We start from the raw sequence: 20,524 nt of genomic DNA on the forward strand, positions 1-20,524 counted from the left end.
TATGAAGAAGCTCTTTTTTACAGTCCTCGGCGCGGCGTCCCTCATCGCCCCGTCAACCCTTTTTGCGCAGGACGATGACGACCATAACACGCAGATAATCGGTGAAGACTATTCGATCCTCTCCACCGATTCGACCTATGAGGACGTCGGACTTATCCCCGAAGTGCTCGATGAGAATGTGCGCGCACTCCTCCAAAGCTGGCACGCCAAGTATTTCTCTCAGTCGGACCCCTACTGTATCGACCACGACGAGAATGCCCCTGTATCGGACGATGTATACCGCGACCGGCTCTCGCGCATGGCCACCATTATACCGATGGACTATAACCCGATTGTTCGCAACTGTATCAGTATTTATGCAGACCGACGCCGCGAGCTGGTGCGTTATGTCATGGCGATGGCTGATCTCTATTTCCCACTTTTCGAGCAGGTGCTCGACCAATACGATCTCCCGCTGGAATTGAAGTACCTCGCCATCATCGAAAGCAATCTCAACCCCCGAGCGTATTCGCGCGCAGGTGCCGCGGGCATTTGGCAGTTCATGTTGCCCACCGGCAAGTTGTTCGGTCTCGAGATCAACAGTTTGATCGATCAACGCCTCGACCCGATCGCCTCCACACACGCGGCTTGCAAGTACTTCAAGCAGATGTATGCCACGTTTGGCGACTGGTACCTTGTGCTGGCCTCCTACAACTGCGGCCCGGGCAACGTGAATAAGGCCATTCGGCGCGCAGGCGGACGCACGAGCTTTTGGGAGATCTACCCCTATCTGCCCCGCGAAACTCGCTCGTATGTGCCTTTCTTCATCGCGGCGACTTACATCATGACCTACCATTGCGAGCATAATATTTGCCCCATGCGCACCAGCCTTTCGGTGGCTACGGATACGGTGATGGTGGACAGATTGATGCACCTCCGACAGGTGGCCGACGTGCTGAATGTGGACATTGAGATGCTGCGCACCTTCAACCCGCAGTACAAACGCGAAATCATCCCCGGACACATCAAGCCCTGCGTACTGAAGCTGCCCGTGGCCGCTACGTACGCCTATATCGATAAGAAGGATACCATCAGCGCCTATCGGGCCGACGAACTGCTGGCCGCCTACCTGCCGAAGCGCTATACAGAGCCTTCTTCCGACGATCAGGAGGACAAACCTTCCGAGCCAAAGACCGAGATGATTCGCTACACCGTCAAATCAGGCGAGAATCTCTATACGATCGCCAACAAATACGGCGTCACGGCGCAGAACATTCGCAAATGGAACAACCTGCGCACGAACCGGGTGCCGCGTGGCAAGCGCCTGACGATCTACGTGGATACCGGTGGCGTAACGTATGACGGTAAGCGCGCCGATGGATCCGAGGCCGGCGAAAACACCTACACCGCCCGCCCAGCTTCAAGACGCACCGCCATGTCCACCCGCGCACGCACCGCAGCTGCCCGCAAGGCCGCAGCTCGCAAGAAGGCCACCGCACAAAAGAAATCCAAGAAGGGTGCGACGACCAAGAAGGCCGCCGCAGGCAAAAAGACGACCAAGGCACGCAAGCGCCGCTAATCACCTATGGGCGGGCCATCGGCTCGCCCATTCCACCTCACTACCTCATATTCCCCGTTATGAATGCACAGGATGATCGGCCCGAGTCCGAAAACCAAATGATCCAGGACGAATTCAATCGCCTGATCGATGACTATTGCCACTCTAACCACCGACGCAAAATCGAGCGTATCACGAAGGCCTTCAACTTCGCCAACCAAGCCCACAAGGGTGTACGCCGTCGGTCCGGGGAGCCCTACATCATGCACCCGCTGGCTGTCGCCCGTATCGTCTGCAACGAGATGGGCCTCGGCTCGACCTCCATCTGCTGCGCTTTGCTGCACGATGTGGTGGAGGACACCGAGTACACGGTGGAGAACATCCGCGACATGTTCGACGATAAGATCGCCCAGATCGTCGACGGCCTGACCAAGATCAGCGGTGTCGTTTTCGACGAACATGCCTCAGCGCAGGCGGAGAACTTCCGCAAACTGCTCCTAACCATGAGCAGCGATATCCGCGTGATCCTCATTAAGCTGGCTGACCGTCTGCACAACATGCGCACGCTCAGCTCCATGCTCCCCGCCAAGCAATACAAGATAGCCGGCGAGACGCTCTACCTCTACGCGCCGCTGGCCCACCGTCTGGGCCTCTTTGCCATCAAAACGGAGTTAGAGAACCTCAGCTTCAAGTACGAACACCCCCGCGAATACGAGCTGATCAACCAAAAGCTCGCCGCCACTGAGGGCGCTCGCAACCGCCTCTTCGAGCACTTCGCTAAACCCGTCGACGAGAAGTTGCAGGCCATGGGGCTGCATTACGAAATGCGCGCCCGGGTCAAATCGGCCTTCTCCATCTGGAACAAGATGAACGCCAAGAGTGTCCCCTTCGAAGACATCTACGACATCTTCGCCGTGCGCATCGTCTTCGAGCCGAAGGAGGGTATCGACGAGAAGAACCTCTGTTGGGACATCTACTCCGCCATCACCGACATCTACCGCATCCGCCCCGACCGTCTGCGCGACTGGGTGAGCCGCCCCAAATCGAACGGCTACCAGGCGCTCCACCTCACCGTCATGGGGCCCGACGGCCAATGGATAGAGATCCAGATCCGTAGCCGCCGCATGGACGAGATCGCCGAGAAGGGCTTCGCCGCGCACTGGAAATACAAGGAGAAGCACGTGGAGGAGGATACGGAATTAGACAAGTGGCTGGCTACGATCACCGAGATTCTCGAAAACCCGAACCCCGATTCGCTCGACTTCCTCGACACGGTGAAGATGAACCTCTTCTCGTCTGAGATCTTCGTCTTCACCCCCAAAGGCGAGCTCAAAACCTTGCCCCAAGGTGCCACGGCGCTCGACTTTGCCTATGCCCTCCACTCCGACGTGGGCGACACCTGCATCGGCGCCAAGGTGAACCATCGCCTCGTGCCTCTGAGCCACAAACTCTCCAGCGGCGACCAGGTGGAGGTGCTCACCTCCCGCTCGCAGAAGCCATCGGCCGACTGGCTCGCCTTCGTGGTAACGGCCAAGGCCCGCAGCAAGGTGGAGGCCTACCTGAAGCGTGTCCGCCGCGAGGCCTCCAAGGCCGGCGAAGCGAAGCTGTTGGCCGCCCTCCACAAGTCTGGCTTCGAGGCGCCCGCCTCGTCGCTGCTCGACAAGATCGCCGTCTACTACGGTTTCCCCACCCGTGATGGCCTCTTTTACGCCATCGAAAAGGGCGAAGTCACCCTGCCCGATAACCTCAAAAAGATCGTGCAAGAGAAGACGGACAACGTACTCTTCAAGTACCTCAAACAGGCGCTGCGCATGGGTAAGAAGCGCGAGATGATGACCATCCTGCCCACCCCGGCCGGCCCCAAAAAGGAGCTGCCGAAGTTCGACCGCAAGAAGCCCTACTACCTCTGCGAGGACGAGTTCAACCGCAACTACGTCATCGCCGGCTGCTGCAAACCGATCCCCGGCGACGAGGCCTTAGGCTTCATCAACGACGACGGCAACGTGGTCGTCCATAAGATCTCCTGCCCCATTGCCCTCAGACTGAAGAGCAGCTTCGGCGAGCGCATCCTCTCCACCGTCTGGAGCAACCACATCAACACCTCCTTCGAGGCCACACTCGAGGTGAAGGGTATCGACTCCATCGGCCTGCTCAACACCATCACGCGCACCATTTCCGAGAGCTTCAACGTGAACATCACCAAGCTCACGATCGAGGCTAAGGATGGCGTCTTCGAAGGCAAAATCAAGATGATGGTGCACAACGTGGAGGATATCCAAAACATCTGTGTCACACTGGCTAAGAACACCCACATCAAGTCCGTGGCACGCGTGGCGGACTGACCCAGAGATCGCAAACAACCAGACAGCCCCACCGATAGGTATCGATGGGGCTGTCTGCTGTATACCCATGAGCCTGGCGTGATCATTCGTCGGCCTGTTGCTCGGGGGGACGCTTCGGAATACCCGGGTGAAAGCGCTGGCAGGCGGCCTGCCAAAGTCGTCGGAGTGTTCGGTGACTCTGGCAGGCCGCCTGCCAGGACTATCGGAGACTCTGGTAACGGTGTCAGGCCGCCTGCCAGGACTATCGGAGACTCCGGTGACGGTGGCAGGCCACCTGCCAGGACTATCGAACACTCCGGTAACGCTGTCAGGCCGCCTGCCAGAGTCACCGAACACTCCGACGATGTTGGCAGGCGGCCTGCCAACGTCACCAAGTCAAAATAAGCCGCCCATTCGCGCACCGGGGTCGCCGCAAGCCCATTCCAATAAAGAGGCCCGTCACAACGCTGCGATGAGGCGCTCGAGGTGCATGCCGTGAGAGCCTTTGATGAGGATGTGGTAGCCGCTCAAGGGGCTTTCGGTGAGGGCGGCCGTGAGAGCCTCGACGGTGGGGTAACACGTGAACGGACCACCGACGGCGGTGAAGCGTGGGCCGCAGAGGATGACGCGATCGAAGCGACAGACCTCGAGCCGACGCACCACTTCGGCGTGTAGCGACGGGCTCTCTTCGCCGAGCTCATACATGTCGCCGAGGATGACGGCCTTCGGGGCGACCGTCCAAGCGGAGAAGTTGTCGATGGCCGCGCGCATGCTGCTTGGGTTGGCGTTGTAGGCATCGATGAGCAGGCGGTTGCGACTCGTCTCCATCCACTGCGAACGGTTGTTCGTCGGCGTATAGTCGGCGATGGCGCGGCAGATGTCGTCGGCCGGGACGCCGAACGTGCGCCCCACAGCCACGGCCGCCAGCGCGTTCTTCAGGTTATACCCGCCGACGAGTCGCGTAGTTACCGTGTGCTGTCGGTCGTCGCCGCGCTCCTGCCAAGCGAAGACGAGGAAGGGCGGCGGGCCGTCCACGGTCTGTCCGGCGATGCGCGTCGTGGGGCGCATGGTGCAGCCGTAGCCTACGCTGTCTGCGCCGCCTGCGATGGCTGTGAGGTGCTCGTTGTCTTCGTCGATAAAGATGCGGCCACCCGTGGAGCGGAGGAAGTCGTAGAGCTCACCCTTGGTGCGGACGACACCCTCGAACGATCCGAAGCCTTCGAGATGCGCTCGGCCGACGTTGGTGATCAGGCCGCAGTCCGGTCGGGCGATGGCGCAGAGGTCGCGTATCTCGCCGGGGTGATTCGCGCCCATTTCGACAACGGCTACCTCGTGTGCCTTCGTGAGGCGAAGCAGCGTGAGGGGCACGCCGATATGGTTGTTGAAGTTGCCCTCCGTGCAGAGCGTGCGGAGGCGTCGGGCGAGGACAGCGGCCATGAGCTCCTTTGTCGTCGTCTTGCCGTTCGTGCCGGTGATGCCGACGATGGGCGTGCGGAGCGTCTCGCGATGCAGTCGGGCGAGGCCTTGCAGGGCATCGAGGACGCTGTCGACGCGGAGGAGTCGGGGATCGTCAGGCAGCGCGGGATCATCTACGATGGCGTAAGCGCAGCCATCGCGGAGCGCTTGCAGGGCAAAGGCGTTACCGTCGAAGGTGTCGCCTTTGAGTGCGAAGAAAAGGCTGCCGGACGTCACGCGTCGGCTGTCGGTCGTGACGGCTGGGTGACGCAAAAAGAGGGGGTAAAGGTCTTGAGGGGTCATATCTGGAACGGAATAACTAAAAGTGAAAAGAGCAAAGGATTACTTCTGACTACCGGACGGCTCTTGCGACCGCCCCAACTACCCACTAACTACCCATGATGATACCCATCCGCTTCATCAGGAAGCAGGCGTTCATGTTTTGGGCCACGCCGGGGCGCAGGCGGTAGGAGAAGGTGAGCGTGTCGGCCGTCATATCGGCCTCGAAGCAACCGTTCTCGACGGCATCGGGGAACTCGTCGGCCAAGGCACCGAGTTGCAAGTCGTGCGTGGCGATGATGCCGCACGCTCCACGGCCAACGAGCTGCTTCATCAGTGCCAGCGAGCCTTTCCGCTTGTCCTCCGAGTTAGTTCCCTTGAGGATCTCGTCGAGGATGATGAAGAGCTGCTCACCCGCTTGCAGTCGGTCGATGATATGCTTCAGGCGCTTTAGCTCGGCAAAGAAGTACGATTCCCCAGCCGCGAGCGAGTCGGCCGTGCGCAGGCTGGTAAAGAGCGGCGCGGGCGACACCGTCAGCTGTTCGGCGCACACAGGAAGTCCCATACACGCCAAGAGGAAGTTCACGCCCACGGTGCGCAGGTAGGTACTCTTGCCGGCCATGTTCGCCCCGGTGATGACGACGAAGTGCGGCGGCTGGGCGATGTGCAAATCGTTACGCACGCAACGGTCGCGGTGGATCAACGGATGACCCAACCCGCGCCCGTCCATACAGAAGTACGCGTCGGTGAGGTCGGGATAAGGATAGTCCGGGTGATTGAAGGCGAAGCCGCCGAGTGAGCACAGCGCATCCACCTCGGCCAGCGCCTCGAACCAGTCGGCCGCTTGACGCGCGTGACGCGCCATCCATCGCTCTACGCGACCGGCCAACCACACGTCGCGCAACAGGAACAAGTTGAGGAGCAGCCCCGCCATGCTGTAGCGTTGATCGAGCGCCCCGATGAGGCGCGACAACCTGCGGATGGCCAGCGAAGCACTCGCGCCCTCCGCCGGGACAAAGCGACGCCGCAGCACGACGAGCGACTCGGCGCGGAACGTCTCCGCCTCCACCCGAGCGATCAGTGCGGCATACGACTTGAGCACGCCCTCCATCCGGTCGGCCGACTTGCACAGCGCGTGGATACGCCGGGCCGGTAGATTGGCCACACCAAAGCTCACGGCGAGCATCCCTCCGGCCGCCCACGTGGGGAAGGTACCGACGGCACAGCCCACCGCCACGACGATCCACAACGCGGGCACAAGCACCTTCAGCACCCGCCACACAGCGCGGTCTGCAAAGCGCGGCAAGCCCTTCATCCATTGGTCCGACGCCCCCGCGCGCTGCCCCTTGCTCGCGATACCCGTGGCATAGAAATGCTGACGGAAGTCGGGCCGGTCGGCCAGCTCGCGGATCGCCTCCCGACGGCGCAGCACGGAGGCGCGCTCCGTCAGCGGACGCATGAACCACTGGGCCAAGAGCGATTGCCCGGCCGACGTCACCGTGCGATTGAGGCTGCGGAAGAGCGACTGCTCGCCGAAGACGTCCAAGTCGAGCGCAAAGGGGTGCGCGGCATCGGCGTACTCCCCTCCCCCATCGAATGCGCTGAAATCGTAATCGATCGCCCGCCGTTCGGCCTCGTTGAGGCGCATCAGCTCCGTGGCGAAATCCCTCTGCACCGCGAGTCGATTGTGGTAAACCATCAGCGCCACGAACGGCACGGCGCACGCCGCCACGATGCCCGTCAGCACGTCCCACCCCGCGCCACGAGCGACCCACACGGCCACCAAAGCAGCCACCACGATCAGCAGGCGGAGCGTGCCGGCATGATAGATCTTTCGCTTCAGCGCCTCGAGTGTGGCCCGATGTTGCGCGATGCGTTCGTCGTAAAAACGGATCAGTGCCTCCATCCTTAATCCTCGCCGACGAGGCGGAGGCCTGTGGGTTCGATGGTGATCAGGTGGCGTTTGTAGAGCGCGCCGACGGCCTGCTTGAAGCTCTTCTTGCTGCACCCGAAGAGGGCGCGAATCTCGTCCGCGTCGCTCTTGTCATGCATGGACAGGGCGCCGCCATTCTGCCGCAGCGCTTCGAGGATGCGGTCGGCGATGCCGTCGATCTTATCGTAGCCGAGGGGATAGAGGCTGACGTCGATCTTGTCGTCCTCGCGCACCTCCTTGATGTAACCCGTGGCGCGATCGCCGGTGCGGAGGGGGCGGAAGACTTCGTTGCGGTAGAGGAGGCCGGAGTGCAGGTGGTTGATGATGACCTTATATCCGAGCTCGGTCTCGCCGGTGACGAAGAGGTCGACGGCTTGGCCACGGGTGTAGCGGGGCGGGGTGTTGTCGAGGTACTTATCGATGCGTGCGGAGCCGACGACGCGGTGGGTGATGTGGTCGAGGTAGACGTAGACGATGTGCCACTGGCCCGCCTGCATGGGGATTTTCTGCTCGCGGAAGGGCACGAGAAGGTCCTTCATCAGTCCCCACTCGAGGAAGGCGCCGGCGGCGGCCACCTGACGGACTCTCATGCGTGCGAACTCGCCAACGGTGGCCGCAGGCCGGTCGGTGGTGGCGATGGGGCGGCCTTCGTTGTCGTGATAGACGAAGACGGTCAGCTCGTCGCCTTCCTGGGCCGCGTCGGGGACGTAGCGCGTGGGCAGCAGCACTTCGTTGCCGTCGGCGTCGGCCAGATAAAGCCCGAAATCAACGCGCCGGGCTATGCGCAGGGTGTTGTATTTGCCTATTTCCATTTTAGAGGGTAGAGAGTAGAGAGTAGAGGGTAGAGGGTAGAGGGGGGGGAGAATAGAGGGTAGGAACACACCTATGCCCGGTAGTTAGAGGGTCAGAGGTAGTGCCCCCCTCGGGGTTTTCACTTTTCGTTTTTAGCTGTTAGCTCTTTGTACAGGTTCATCAGGTGGGCCACGATGGTAGGCTCCGGGGCGTCGGCGGGGAGGCCGTAGAGGCGGAGCACGGCGGCGTCGTTCAGCGAGTGGGCGCGGCGCAGGTCGGGCGGCATGGCCGCGGCGTCGTAGAGGTCGGCCAGCGAGCTGTCCGGATACTTGGCGCGGGCGTCAAGGATGGCCTCGGCCGTGGCTTCGATCTTCGCCCGGTCAGCGTCCGTGGCCGTGGGCCAGGGGAAATTGTTGTAGACAATCGTGTTGGAATAGAGATAATCGCTTTTCAGACGTCCACAAACAACGCGCATCCAAGCATTATGTAGCAGAGAAGTGAGTATGCCAAAGTGGTAGAGCGTAGCCGAAGGAATCAGAGAGACACGATCGGAGCAGATTACATCTGGCGTCATATAACCGATGGGCACATACTGTCTGCGCTCCGAAGAAACTCGCGGTACAAGTAAATAATTCGAGTCAGGCATATTCTCCACTTGAAAACGGGTCGGCTTGTCAGCCAATTTCAGTGTAGCCCCCCTTTTGCTGTTCAGACGAAATTGCCTGACGGCCTCTACGCGTTTATAGGCATGCGGCATGCGACGCAGTTCGGCGGGAGAGCAGTCTCCCAACCAAAGGCAGTAGCGGGGTTTGTTATTAATAAACTCTTGCGCTCCGTAAAATGGGCGGAAATATTTAGCAGCCTCCGGTTCGAGTTTGATAAAAGCGTCGCGCTCCTCCGCCGTAAAGAGGTAGTTCCCATCGTCGATCGGCTGATTTCCAATTCCCATTTCAGGCACTTCGCAAAGGGGCTTTGTCCGGCTTTCTACAAACACATCGTCCGCGTCCATCAGATAGGCGTTGATATGCTTGACTTCGATATACTTTCCCTTGCCGATATAGATCCGAGGCGGGAAGTCGTTCGGGGTCATGCTGAAGCCGATAATCACACAGTGCACATGGGCCTTTTCGGCCATCTCGCTATCCCAGCGAAAGGTGCGGTAGGCAAAGTCGAAATGCATACCGTCGGCGAAGAGTGGTTTCCAAAGTATACTGATACTCTCTCCTTGTACGATGGAATTAGTCGACACAAAGGCGGCGCGGATAGATGTGTCTTTCATTACATCTACAGCTTTCTTAAACCAGCATGAGACATAATCCAAATCTCCCACGTTCTTCCAATCCGTCCCAAAGACCCCAATCAGATCCTCTTTCTGCGCCTTACTCATCCATCGCGCTCCCACAAACGGCGGGTTGCCGATGATGTAGTCCGGCGCGGGGCAGACGGTACGCCAGTCGAGGCGCAGGGCGTTGTCTTCGGCGATATGCGCCTCGGAGCGGAGGGGGAAGAAGTCGAGATCGTGGTGGACAATCGATGCTGTCTCGCGCTTCATGCCCGTCTCGGCGATCCACATCGCGGTGCGCGCCACCACGACGGCAAAGTCGTTGATCTCGATCCCGTAAAAGCGATCGATCGAGACGCGGATCGGCGTGAAGGCCTCGCCCAGGACGGCCATGTCGGCCGTGTCGACAGCCGCGGCGCGCACCACCTCGTTCTCGAGGCGGCGCAGCGAGAGGTAGGTCTCGGTCAGGAAGTTGCCCGATCCGCAGGCCGGGTCGAAGAAGGTCATAGCGGCTATGCGCTCCTGAAAGGCCAGCAGCTCCCGACGGCGGTGACGCGGTTCGGCGATGGCTTTGAGGTTGTCAAACTCGTCGCGCAGGCGGTCGAGGAAGAGCGGGTCGATGACGCGGTGAATGTTCTCCACCGAGGTGTAGTGCATGCCGCCCGTGCGACGCGTTTCGGGGTTGAGGGTGCTCTCAAAAACGGCGCCGAAGATGGTGGGCGAGATGCCGCTCCAGTCGAATCCCTCCGAGGCGTCGATCATCAGCGCATGAATGACTTCGGGACTGAACTCGGGCACCTCCCAGGCGTAGGCCTCCACGGACTTATCGGCGAAGAGCCCGCCGTTAACATAGGGCAGCGGCGCAAACTTGCGCTCATACGGGTCACGCTCGTCGTGCGGCGTGTTGAGGACACGGAAGAAGCGAATCAGCTCGAGGCGGAAGAGGTCGGGAGATTTGATGAGCGGTTCGAAATGGCGAAAGAAGAAGTTTCGCTTGCCGAAGAGCCCCGCGTCGTCTGCATAGAGGCAGAAGACGATGCGCACGCAGAGCAGGTTGAGGCTGCGCAGGGTCTCGGGCGACTTGGGGTCGATGTATTTCTCTAAGAGCAGGTCGTAAACCTTACTAATGCGTTCGCCCGCTTCCACTGAGAGCGCTTCCTCCTGCCGGCGGATGCTCTCCACCTTGGGATTGACGAGGAAGTCGAGGCGGTCGAGCTCCTCGGCGAGGTTGGCCAGGGTGACGACGCGTGGCGGTGCCTCGGGCGTCTCCATGTCGTAGACGCGGATACGAGCAAAGTCGCTGATGACGATCCATCGGGCCCGCTCGGAGTAGGGCAGCATGGAGTTGTAGCGCGCCGCTTGGCGGAAGGGGGTCAGCAGCGTGCCGTCGCTCTGACGTTGCGGCGTGTCGAGGTCTACGCCGAGGCTCTTCTGCTCGATCAGTACGTGAGTCGACGAGATGAAGGCGTCCATAAAAGACTTGTGTCCGAGCTTGACGGAGCGCTCGAAGCGGATCAACTCAAAGGGGTTGGGTGCACCGAGCACCTGGCCAAGCATTTCGAGCCAGAAGGTCTGCGTGTCGCTCTTCTCGTCGCCCCTTCCGGCCCATCGCTGGGCGAAGGCGCGGGCGGCGTCTGGGTTGTATAGGGGTTGCATAGTCATCAAGTAGTTATGCGCCTTGCGGCGCGGGAGTCAGGGGCTATGCCCCGGTAGTTATGCGCCTGCGGCGCGGTAGTCAGAGGTAGTTATGCGCCTGCGGCGCGGTAGTGGAGGCTGCGCCCCAGTGGTTATGTGGCCGGGGAGTTAGGGGGTGGGTGTTGGCGCGGCCTTGGGCTTGCGGAGGGCCATGCGATGGGATTGGCGCTGCTTGTGCGTCATGCGGGTCTGGCTCACGCGTTCGTTGATATAGCTGGCGAATTGGGCGATCGCCTCCCGATCGACGGGCGGCTTGCCGACGAAGTGCGACATCTGTAGGTGCTGGACGATGCGGCCGTAGACCTCGTCCGTCTTCGGGCGGAGCTGGGTGAGCGACGGCCGCTTTTTCTCGATCCGCTCCTCCGACCGCTCGTTCATCAGCGCGCGCACCTCCTCTTTGACCTTATCCAGCAGCCCGACGGCTTCTTCGAGGCCCAGTCGGGTGATGTGCACCGCGTGTTCCGGCTTCCTCAGGTCGTGCAGTAGCGCTTCGATACGCGCGGGCTTGACGCCGATCCCTTCGGCCTGGATGCGCTTGCCGACGCGCAGCTGGAGGTACAGATCTTCGGCCGACTCCACCGCCTCTGCCCGGGGCGAGAGGCGCATGGCGCGCACCACGGCCAGGATGAACGACACCAGGCGGTCGCATTCGGCGTCTTTCTGCTGGAGCGCCTTCGTCCGGCGACTCGTGCGCGTCTCCTTGATCATCTCGATCGCCTCCTGAATGCATTGCTGGTACTCCGCAGCCAACGCCGCCGGTATCCCGAGCTTTTCCGCGCCCACCTCCGCGATGCGACCGCCGATCGTGGTGTGGAAATCGGTATGCGAGGCGTTGTCCAGCCTGTACAGACTGAGTTTTTGTATTTGGATAATCTCTTCCATGACAGTGCTTATCTCATTTGAATGTAATCCGGTGAAGTCGGCGCCCTTTCGAGTCTCTCCTACCCCACCCCAGTGCGCGCAAAGGTAAAAATCGATTGTATATGGCATGCTTTTACATTGAAAGCATCCGACTTGCATGTCCGGTTATATGCTTTTAGCATAAAAGGAACCTTCGTCTCATGTATATACCTTGCTTTTACAGTAAAAGCATCGCATGTCACCTGACTAAGCCTTGCTTTTATAGTAAAAGGACGCAATCATTCATCGACTACTCCCGTGTTTCACATCAAAAGCATGGAATATACCATGCAAGTTCTATCCTTTTACACGAAAAGCATCGGATATACGTGTTATATACTATCCTTTTACTTCAAAAGCATACAACTTGCATGTGCTATCAAATCCTCTCATATTAAAAGCATAAAAACATGCACTGCATATTGGATCCTTTTACATTAACACGATCCGACCTACTTCCGTTTTTCCTTGTCACCGGCAGACGAAGGGCTGCGCGGAACACGTTTCGGGGCTGGCCGGGTGTACTGAAGGCTGCGCTGGCCGATTTTCCACGGCCTACGACATGCGGCTACGGTAATCCTCGTAGGTGAACGTGCGGAAAACCTCCGGGCGATCGGCGCCGAGGGGCACGATGGCCAGCGACGGGTGGCGGATGCCGTTGAACATGGTCGTTTTGACGGTCGTGTAGTGGATCATGTCCTCGAAGATGATCGGATCGCCAACGCGGAGCGGCTGCTCGAACGACCAGTCGCCCATGAAGTCGCCGCTCAGGCAGCTGCAGCCGCCGATGCGGTACGTGGGGCGCCCCTCGATCGGCTCCGTGGCGCCGCGGACAGTGGGTTTGTAGGGCATTTCGAGGCAGTCGGGCATGTGGCACGTGAAGGAGGCGTCGATGATGGCCGTGGTGATGCCGCCGTTCTCGACGATGTCCACGACGGTCGTTTGCAGGTAGCCCGTCTGCCAGAAGAAGGCCGAGCCGGGCTCGAGGATGAGCGAGAGATTCGGGTGGGCGGCGCGGAAACGGCGGAGGGTGTCGACGAGCAGGTCGACGTCGTATCCGGCGCGCGTCATCAGGTGGCCGCCGCCCATGTTGAGCCAACGCACCTGAGGCAGCCAGCGCCCGAAGCGCTCCTCGACAGCGCGGAGTGTCTGCACAAGATCCTCGGCCGACGATTCGCAGAGGGTGTGGAAGTGCAGCCCCTCGACACCCGCGGGCAGTCGGTCGGGCAACTTGTCGGCGGTGATGCCCATGCGCGATCCGGGGGCGCAGGGGTTGTAGAGCGCCGTGCCGACCTCGGAATACTCGGGGTTGATGCGCAGGCCGCACGAGACCCTTGCGCCGTCGGCTTCGACCATCGGGCGGAAGCGTTCGTACTGGGTGAGGGAGTTGAAGGTGATGTGGCTGCTGCAGCGGAGTAGCTCGGGGAAGTCGGCCTCGGTGTAGGCGGGCGAATAGGTGTGGGCGGGGGTGCCCATCTCGTCGAGGACGAGGCGCGCCTCCCAGACGGAGCTGGCCGTGGCGCACGGGATGTATTCGCGGACGATGGGGAAGACGTGCCACAGGGCGGAGGCTTTCAAGGCGAGGATGATCTCCACGCCGGCGCGCTCCTTGACCTCACGGATAAGCGAGAGGTTGCGGCGGAGCAGGGCTTCTTCAATGACGTAACAGGGGGAGGGGTAGAGGGTAGAGGGTAGAGGGTAGAGGGTAGACATAATAGAGGGTAGAGGGTAGACATAATAGAGGGTAGAGGGTAGACATAATAGAGGGTAGAGGGTAGAGGGTAGAGCCTCCAGCACGTACCGGGTTAATCCTTGACTGGCGTGAGTCGTGCGTATTTGAGGAGTAGCGAGCGGCGGCCGGAGTATTCAAAGTCGACGGTGACTTTGGCGTTGCCGCCTTCGCCCTCGAGGGTGACGATGGTGCCGGTGCCGAAGAGGTCGTGACGGACGGTGTCGCCCGTGTGTAAGTCGCCGATGGCGTCCACCTGCTGCGGTGCAGGCTGATGGACGTCCGTGGGTAGTCGCCGGAAGCGCGCCGAGGGACGGTCGGAGGTGGCCGAGGTGGCGGTGGTGACTAACGGACGCGTGGCAGCGGGACGCGACGGCGTGGCCGGTCGGGCCATCAGCGAGGGATCGTCCGGGCGGATGAGGAGCGTGGGGTCGATGTCGTCGAGGAAGTGGCTCGGCGTGCAGGAGTGATTCATGCCGTTGCGGAAGCGCGTCTTGGCGTAGGTGATGAGGCAGTGGCGGCGGGCGCGGGTGAGGGCCACGTAGAAGAGTCGCCGCTCCTCCTCGATGGCGCGCGGGCTATCCATCGCCATCTGTGAGGGGAAGAGGTTCTCCTCCATGCCGGCGATGATGACGTTGTCGAACTCCAGTCCCTTGGCCGCGTGGACGGTCATGAGCGTGACGCGGTCGGCGGACTCGTCTTGCTTCTCGTCCTGATCGGTGAGGAGCGACACCTCGCGGAGAAAGTCGGAGAGCAGCAGCTCGTCGGCGCCTTCTTCACGGTTTCTTTCGACGAAAATGCGGACGGCCTTGAGCACCTCCTGCATGTTCTCCTGCCGTGCGACACCCTCCACGGAGCGGTCTTGGAAGAGTTCTGCGGCGATACCGCTGCGCTTGACGATCAGCTCGGCCATCTCCACGGCTTGCAGGTTGTCGTTCTCAGTGCGTAGCTCCTGAATCAGGCCGTGGAAGGCGCTGAGCTTGCGCAGTGTGCCTTGGTTGACCGACAGCGCATAGGCCGCAGGGTCGCTCACGACGGCCCAGAGGCTGACGCCGTGTTCGGTGGCGGCGCGCATGAGCTTCGCGACGGTCGTCTCGCCGATGCCGCGCGCGGGATAGTTGATGATGCGCTTGAGCGCCTCCTCGTCGTCGGGGTTGACGATGACGCGGAAGTAGGCGATGATGTCCTTCACCTCCTTGCGCTGGTAGAACGACTGTCCGCCATAGACGCGATAGGCGATCCCCTTCTTCCGCAACGCCTCCTCAAGGACGCGCGACTGGGCGTTGGTGCGATAGAGCACGGCGAACTCCGACAGCGGACTATCGCCAGCCCGCTGCAGCTCCGTGATCTGCGAGGCGATGAGGTAGGCCTCCTCGTAGTCGGTGTATGACGACAGTACGCGGATCTTGCTGCCGGCCTCGTTCTCGGAATAGACGTTCTTGGGGATCCGTCCCTTGTTTTTATCGATGAGGCTGTTGGCCGCCTCAACGATGTTGCGCGTAGAGCGGTAGTTGCGTTCGAGCTTGAAGAGGCGATACTCCGGATAGGTGTCTTTGAAGCGCAGCATGTTGTCGATGTTGGCGCCGCGGAAGGAGTAGATGCTCTGCGCGTCGTCGCCCACGACGCAGATGTGGCGGTGCTTCTCGCAGAGGCGATTGACGATCATATGCTGCGCCAGGTTCGTGTCCTGATACTCGTCCACAAGCACGAACCGGAAGTGCCGTTGATAACGATCCAGCACCTCGGCGTGGTCGCGAAAGAGAATGTTCGTCTGGAGCAGCAGCTCGTCGAAATCCATCGCCTCGGCCTGCCGGCAACGGTTCTGATAGCGGGCGTAGATCTCGCGGATGAGAGGCACGCGGCACCGGGCGTCGTACTCCACCTGCTCCCTATTCCGACCGTAGGCCTCGGCCGTGACGAGGGCGTTCTTGGCGTTCGAGATGCGGCTTTGCACAAGCCCCGGGCGATACGTTTTCTCATCCAGCTGCATTTCGCGGAGGATGCTGCGGATCAGGTTGCGCGAGTCGGCGGCGTCGTAGATGGTGAAGTCCGGGTTGTAGTCCACATACTCCGCCTCTTCGCGCAGGATGCGGTAGAAGATGGAGTGGAACGTGCCGGCCCAAAGCTGACGCACGGTGCGTTCGTTTGTCAGGGCGGCGATGCGGTCCTTCATCTCGCGTGCGGCCTTGTTCGTAAAGGTCAGGGCCAGGATGCGGTGCGGCTCGTAGCCACGGCTGAGTAGGTAGGTGATCTTGTACGTCAGCACGCGCGTCTTGCCCGACCCCGCGCCGGCCACAACCATCGACGGGCCGTCGTTGTAGAGCACCACTTCGCGCTGTGCATCGTTAAGTTCATCGAGTATAGAAAGCATTGTTGGCTATATGTTATACCTGTTTTATTGTCGGCCGGCAAAGGTAGAAGAGGGATGAATATGCGTATTCCGGCCAACACCCCGTCGGGGGCTAAAACGCGCCGCCTTTTGCAGGCCAACACCCCGTCGAGGTCAAAAACACGCCGCCTTTTGCACACCAACACCCCGTCGGGGCCCAAAACGTGCCGCCTTTTGCAGGCCAACACCCCGTCGGGGTCAAAAACACGGCCCGTTTTGCAGGCCAACACCCCGTCGGGCACTAAAACGCGCCGCCTTTTGCACACCAACACCCCGTCGGACACTAAAACGCGCCGCCTTTTGCACACCAACACCCCGTCGGGGTCAAAAACACGCCGCCTTTTGCACACCAACACCCCGTCGGACACTAAAACACGCCGCCTTTTGCACACCAACACCCCGTCGGGCACTAAAACACGCCGCCTTTTGCACACCAACACCCCGTCGGGCACAAAAACGGATTGTCTCAGGTATCCGCCCCGTCCCACAGGGTATCCATCCGCGAAACACAAAGCCGCCGAACGAATGGGGGATTGCTCCCCACAGTCCGTCCGGCGGCCTTCAGTGCTTACCTGTTTCGCGAAGCGGGGGGTACACCTCGCTCTATACGCAAAACATCTGATTGAACACGCTTCGCAGATCGCTTATTTCCGATTCATCCAACATGCCAATCTTCTCTTTCAATCGGCTTTTATCAATGGCTCGCAACTGGTCCGTTGCAATCTCTCCGTCACGCTCTGCAATGAAGCAGTGGACGCGGTACGGATACTCCCTGATCGTTGAAGTCACGGGGGCGATGATGACTGTCGCTAAATGGGCATTCAGCTCCTCTGGGCTGACCACGACGCACGGACGAGTCTTATTCATCTCGCCCCCGCGCGTTGGATCAAGTTCGACCCAATAAACGCTGAACTGTTCTACCACGTCCATTCTGGTACGGTCTCCTCGCTAAGCGTGTCCTGAAAAAACAACTTGTCGTCACCGCGTGCATGCGCCTTTCGCGCTGCATCGGCCCAACCCTGTCTGGGGGAGGCCTCGATCACAATGCGCCTATCTACAATGCGCATCTTGACAGCGTCTCGAATAGACAGGTTCATCTCACGCAAAATCTCTGCAGGAAGAATAATTCCCCCACGGTCTCCGATCTGAATGATATTCGCTTCCATCTGTTATCGTAGTTAATGATGCATGATTCGCCGGTTGCCCGGATTCATAATTCCCAATCGACCATTGACAAGTCTCGAGTCAGCGATCGTTCAATGGATCGTAAACAGCGTCTCCTTGAAGATCTCGGACACCGTGGGGTGCGGGAAGATGACGCGTTGCAACTCGGCGATCGTCATGCCCTGGGTGATGGCCATCGATGCGCCGAAGATCATCTCACTGCACGGGTTGCCCAGCATGTGCACGCCCAGCACGGTGCGCTTCTCCGGATCATAGATCACCTTGCAGAGCCCGTTGGCACCTTCGTTTTCGGCGACAAATCGGCCAGAAAAGGCCATCGGCAACTTTGCCACAGCGTAGCGCTTGCCACTCTTCTCGGCCTGCTCTTCGGTCAGGCCCACGCCAGCCACCTCGGGGTTGGTGTAGACCACGCCCGGAACGGCGTCGTAACGCATCTCGTCCGGCGTGCCGGTCAGGTTGTTCACCACCACTTCGCCCTCGCGGCTGGCGGTGTGTGCCAGCATGGAGAAGCCGTTGATGTCGCCCGCGGCGAAGACATTCGGCACATTCGTGCGCAGCTGCGCGTCCGTCTTGACGGCGCCGCGCACCGTCTCCACGCCGATCGTCTCCAGTCCGAGATTGGCCGTCACGGCGCGGCGGCCTACGCTCATGAGGATCTTCTCGCCCGTGACCGAGGCCGTGTTGCCCTCTGCGTCGACATAGATCACCTCATTACCGCGCACCTCCGTCACCTTGCAAGAGAGTCGGAATTGGATGCCACGCTTGGCGTACACCTCGCGCAGCATGACGCTCACTTCACCGTCCAGTCCACCGAGGATCTCGGGCAGCATCTCCACGACGGTCACCTCCGTGCCGAGGCTATTGTAGAAGCTGGCGAACTCCATGCCGATCACGCCGCCGCCGATGATGACGATCGACTGGGGGCGCTCCTTGAGTGCCAGTATTTCGCGGTTGGTTACGATCACGTCACCCGCCTCGGGTACGCCGGGAATGGGCGGCACGAAGGCCTCGGAACCGGTGCAGAGCAAGAGGTTCTTCGCCTCGTACGCCTCGCCGTTGCACGCGATGGTCAGCGTGCCGTCTTCCTTCCGGCCTGTGATGCGCGCCTCGCCCTTGACGACATTCACGCCGTGCGCCTTCATCGAGGCACCGATACCAGCCACGAGTTTGCGCACGACCTTGTTCTTGCGGGCCACGATCTTGCCGTAGTCAAACGCAGCGCCCTCGGTCGTGACGCCATACTTGTCGCCGTGGCGGGCGTAGTCGTACACCTTGGCGCTGTAGAGCAGCGTCTTCGTGGGCACGCAGCCCTCGTTGAGGCAGACGCCGCCGAGGTTGTTCTTCTCAAAGAGCGTTACGCTCAATCCTTTCGCTCCGGCGCGCTCGGCAGCCACATAGCCGGCCGGCCCGCCTCCAATGATTGCTAAATCAGTCATGATTCTTTTCTATTGTAGTTATAAGTGGTTATGCGTGTTCAAGCGCCTGCTCCACGTCGGCCAGGATGTCCTCGATGTCTTCGATACCGACGGAGAAGCGGATCAGATCCGGAGCCACACCGGCGGCCTTCAGTTGCTCGTCGGTCAACTGGCGATGCGTGTGGCTCGCGGGATGGAGCACCGACGAACGCGCGTCGGCTACGTGGGTAACGATGGCCACCATCCGCAGGGCATCCATGAACCGGACAGCCTGCTCGCGTCCGCCCTTCAAGCCGAGCGTCAGCACGCCACACGTGCCGTTGGGCAGGTACTTCTGCGCCGCCGCGTAATGCTTATCGCCCTTCAGGCCGGGGTAATGCACCCATGCCACCTTCGGGTGTTGGCTGAGGTATTCGGCTACGGACAACGCATTGGCGCAGTGGCGCGGCACACGCAGGTGCAGCGTTTCGAGGCCGAGGTTCAGCAGGAAGGCGTTCATCGGCGCAGGGATGGCGCCGAGGTCGCGCATGAGCTGTACCACCGCCTTGGTGATGTAGGCTGCGCTGCCGAACCGTTGCGTGTAGACGATGCCGTGGTAGGAGGCGTCAGGGGTGGTGAGGCCGGGAAACTTCTCCGCGTGCGCCTCCCAGTCGAAGCGGCCGCTGTCGACGATAGCGCCGCCCACAGACGTCGCGTGGCCGTCCATGTACTTCGTCGTGGAGTGGATCACGATGTCGGCACCCCATTCGAAGGGTCGGCAGTTGATGGGCGTGGCGAAAGTGTTGTCCACGATGAGCGGCACGCCGTGGCGGTGGGCTATGCGGGCAAACTTCTCGATGTCCAACACCGCGCAGGCAGGGTTAGCGATGGTCTCGCCGAAGACGGCCTTCGTGTTCGGTCGGAAGGCGCGGTCGATCTCCTCCTCTGGTGCGTCTTGGTCGACGAAGGTGAAGTCGATCTGCATGCGCTTCATCGTCACGGCGAAGAGGTTGAACGTGCCGCCGTAGATCTCCGAGGCGCAGACGACATGGTCGCCCGCGCTGCAGAGGTTCAGTATGGCGTAAAACGAAGCCGTCTGGCCCGATGCGGTGAGCAGGGCTGCTACGCCGCCTTCGAGTGCGGCGATCTTGGCCGCCACGGTGTCGTTCGTCGGGTTTTGCAGCCGGGTGTAGAAGTATCCGGACGCCTCGAGGTCGAAGAGTCGCCCCATCTCGTCGCTTGATTCGTACTTGAACGTGGTGCTCTGATAGATCGGCATCACACGCGGCTCACCGTTCTTCGGCTGCCAGCCGCCTTGCACACACAGTGTGCCTCGCTTCATTGATTGCTTCATGTGTTATTGTAGTGTACTGTTTTTACTTATCGCGGCGGCAAAAGTAGACCGATAAAGAGGCTGCACAACCGCCGGGCGTGGCAGGCGTCATGTAGGCCCGACCCCACCCGTGCGACACGATGACACTTCTCTGAACTTTTAGGCCTTATCGTGCGACACGATAGCACTTCTCGGAACTTTTAGGCCTCATCGTGCGACACGATAGCGTCTCAATGGCCATTTAGGTCCCGTCGTGTGACACGATGGCACCTCTCGGAACTTTTAGGCCCCACCCGTGCG

At 60.6% G+C, this 20,524-nt stretch carries 13 protein-coding genes; 2 read left to right on the forward strand and 11 right to left on the reverse strand.

From position 1 onward, the window contains the following. Position 1 precedes the first annotated feature (1 nt). Positions 2 to 1,558: a lytic transglycosylase domain-containing protein gene (locus C7123_RS00195; RefSeq protein WP_069175350.1), complete on the forward strand. Its 1,557-nt coding sequence runs from the start codon at positions 2 to 4 to the stop codon at positions 1,556 to 1,558. A 59-nt stretch (positions 1,559 to 1,617) separates the two neighbouring features. Beyond that, a complete protein-coding gene (locus C7123_RS00200) occupies positions 1,618 to 3,879 on the forward strand; it encodes a RelA/SpoT family protein (RefSeq protein ID WP_037979033.1) in 2,262 nt (753 codons plus the stop codon). 438 nt (positions 3,880 to 4,317) lie between these two features. On the opposite strand, the gene C7123_RS00205 is transcribed toward C7123_RS00200, so the two are convergent. The 11 genes from C7123_RS00205 to C7123_RS00255 form a co-directional block, all read right to left on the reverse strand. Continuing rightward, a complete protein-coding gene (locus C7123_RS00205) occupies positions 4,318 to 5,616 on the reverse strand; it encodes a UDP-N-acetylmuramoyl-tripeptide--D-alanyl-D-alanine ligase (RefSeq protein WP_069175351.1) in 1,299 nt (432 codons plus the stop codon). Positions 5,617 to 5,701: 85 nt separating this feature from the next. Beyond that, positions 5,702 to 7,498: a MutS family DNA mismatch repair protein gene (locus C7123_RS00210; RefSeq protein ID WP_069175352.1), complete on the reverse strand. Its 1,797-nt coding sequence runs from the start codon at positions 7,496 to 7,498 to the stop codon at positions 5,702 to 5,704. Positions 7,499 to 7,500: 2 nt separating this feature from the next. Next, on the reverse strand, positions 7,501 to 8,337 hold the full coding sequence (locus C7123_RS00215; RefSeq protein ID WP_069175353.1) for a CvfB family protein: 837 nt from the start codon (positions 8,335 to 8,337) through the stop codon (positions 7,501 to 7,503). 119 nt (positions 8,338 to 8,456) lie between these two features. Continuing rightward, positions 8,457 to 11,255, reverse strand: coding sequence for a DNA methyltransferase (locus C7123_RS00220; RefSeq protein ID WP_069175354.1), 2,799 nt, complete (start codon positions 11,253 to 11,255; stop codon positions 8,457 to 8,459). Positions 11,256 to 11,402: 147 nt separating this feature from the next. After that, a complete protein-coding gene (locus C7123_RS00225; RefSeq protein ID WP_069175355.1) occupies positions 11,403 to 12,176 on the reverse strand; it encodes a DUF6261 family protein in 774 nt (257 codons plus the stop codon). A gap of 573 nt (positions 12,177 to 12,749) precedes the next feature. Continuing rightward, the gene (nspC, locus tag C7123_RS00230) at positions 12,750 to 13,907 is read right to left on the reverse strand and encodes a carboxynorspermidine decarboxylase (RefSeq protein WP_069175356.1); all 1,158 of its coding nucleotides are present in this window, start codon (positions 13,905 to 13,907) and stop codon (positions 12,750 to 12,752) included. A gap of 92 nt (positions 13,908 to 13,999) precedes the next feature. Next, entirely contained in the window at positions 14,000 to 16,294 is a 2,295-nt protein-coding gene (locus tag C7123_RS00235; protein WP_069175357.1) for an ATP-dependent helicase, read from the reverse strand. Between the two features lie 621 nt (positions 16,295 to 16,915). Beyond that, positions 16,916 to 17,242 carry a type II toxin-antitoxin system PemK/MazF family toxin gene (locus C7123_RS00240; protein ID WP_237269321.1) on the reverse strand — a complete coding sequence of 109 codons (327 nt, stop codon included), beginning with the start codon at positions 17,240 to 17,242 and terminating at the stop codon, positions 16,916 to 16,918. Beyond that, positions 17,230 to 17,478 (reverse strand): AbrB/MazE/SpoVT family DNA-binding domain-containing protein, encoded by a 249-nt coding sequence (locus C7123_RS00245; RefSeq protein ID WP_069175358.1) that lies wholly within the window; start codon positions 17,476 to 17,478, stop codon positions 17,230 to 17,232. The genes C7123_RS00240 and C7123_RS00245 overlap by 13 nt, the downstream gene beginning before the upstream one ends. 90 nt (positions 17,479 to 17,568) lie before the next feature. Next, positions 17,569 to 18,936: a dihydrolipoyl dehydrogenase gene (gene lpdA / locus C7123_RS00250; protein ID WP_107490548.1), complete on the reverse strand. Its 1,368-nt coding sequence runs from the start codon at positions 18,934 to 18,936 to the stop codon at positions 17,569 to 17,571. A 25-nt stretch (positions 18,937 to 18,961) separates the two neighbouring features. Next, complete coding sequence (locus C7123_RS00255; RefSeq protein ID WP_069175360.1) at positions 18,962 to 20,245, reverse strand: O-acetylhomoserine aminocarboxypropyltransferase/cysteine synthase family protein; 1,284 nt, start codon at positions 20,243 to 20,245, stop codon at positions 18,962 to 18,964. Positions 20,246 to 20,524 lie beyond the last annotated feature (279 nt).

This window comes from Tannerella serpentiformis, assembly GCF_003033925.1.
Classification (GTDB): Bacteria; Bacteroidota; Bacteroidia; order Bacteroidales; family Tannerellaceae; genus Tannerella; species Tannerella serpentiformis.

Excerpts from the sequence above, each read along its gene's own strand:
- C7123_RS00210 (WP_069175352.1), bottom strand. The coding sequence starts at position 7,498 with ATGGAGGCACTGATCCGTTTTTACGACGAACGCATCGCGCAACATCGG.
- C7123_RS00220 (WP_069175354.1), bottom strand. The coding sequence starts at position 11,255 with ATGCAACCCCTATACAACCCAGACGCCGCCCGCGCCTTCGCCCAGCGA.
- C7123_RS00245 (WP_069175358.1), bottom strand. The coding sequence starts at position 17,478 with ATGGAAGCGAATATCATTCAGATCGGAGACCGTGGGGGAATTATTCTT.
- C7123_RS00225 (WP_069175355.1), bottom strand. The coding sequence starts at position 12,176 with ATGGAAGAGATTATCCAAATACAAAAACTCAGTCTGTACAGGCTGGAC.
- C7123_RS00195 (WP_069175350.1), top strand. The coding sequence starts at position 2 with ATGAAGAAGCTCTTTTTTACAGTCCTCGGCGCGGCGTCCCTCATCGCC.
- C7123_RS00235 (WP_069175357.1), bottom strand. The coding sequence starts at position 16,294 with ATGCTTTCTATACTCGATGAACTTAACGATGCACAGCGCGAAGTGGTG.
- C7123_RS00205 (WP_069175351.1), bottom strand. The coding sequence starts at position 5,616 with ATGACCCCTCAAGACCTTTACCCCCTCTTTTTGCGTCACCCAGCCGTC.
- C7123_RS00240 (WP_237269321.1), bottom strand. The coding sequence starts at position 17,242 with ATGGACGTGGTAGAACAGTTCAGCGTTTATTGGGTCGAACTTGATCCA.
- C7123_RS00215 (WP_069175353.1), bottom strand. The coding sequence starts at position 8,337 with ATGGAAATAGGCAAATACAACACCCTGCGCATAGCCCGGCGCGTTGAT.
- C7123_RS00200 (WP_037979033.1), top strand. The coding sequence starts at position 1,618 with ATGAATGCACAGGATGATCGGCCCGAGTCCGAAAACCAAATGATCCAG.
- nspC (WP_069175356.1), bottom strand. The coding sequence starts at position 13,907 with ATGTCTACCCTCTACCCTCTACCCTCTACCCTCTACCCCTCCCCCTGT.
- C7123_RS00255 (WP_069175360.1), bottom strand. The coding sequence starts at position 20,245 with ATGAAGCAATCAATGAAGCGAGGCACACTGTGTGTGCAAGGCGGCTGG.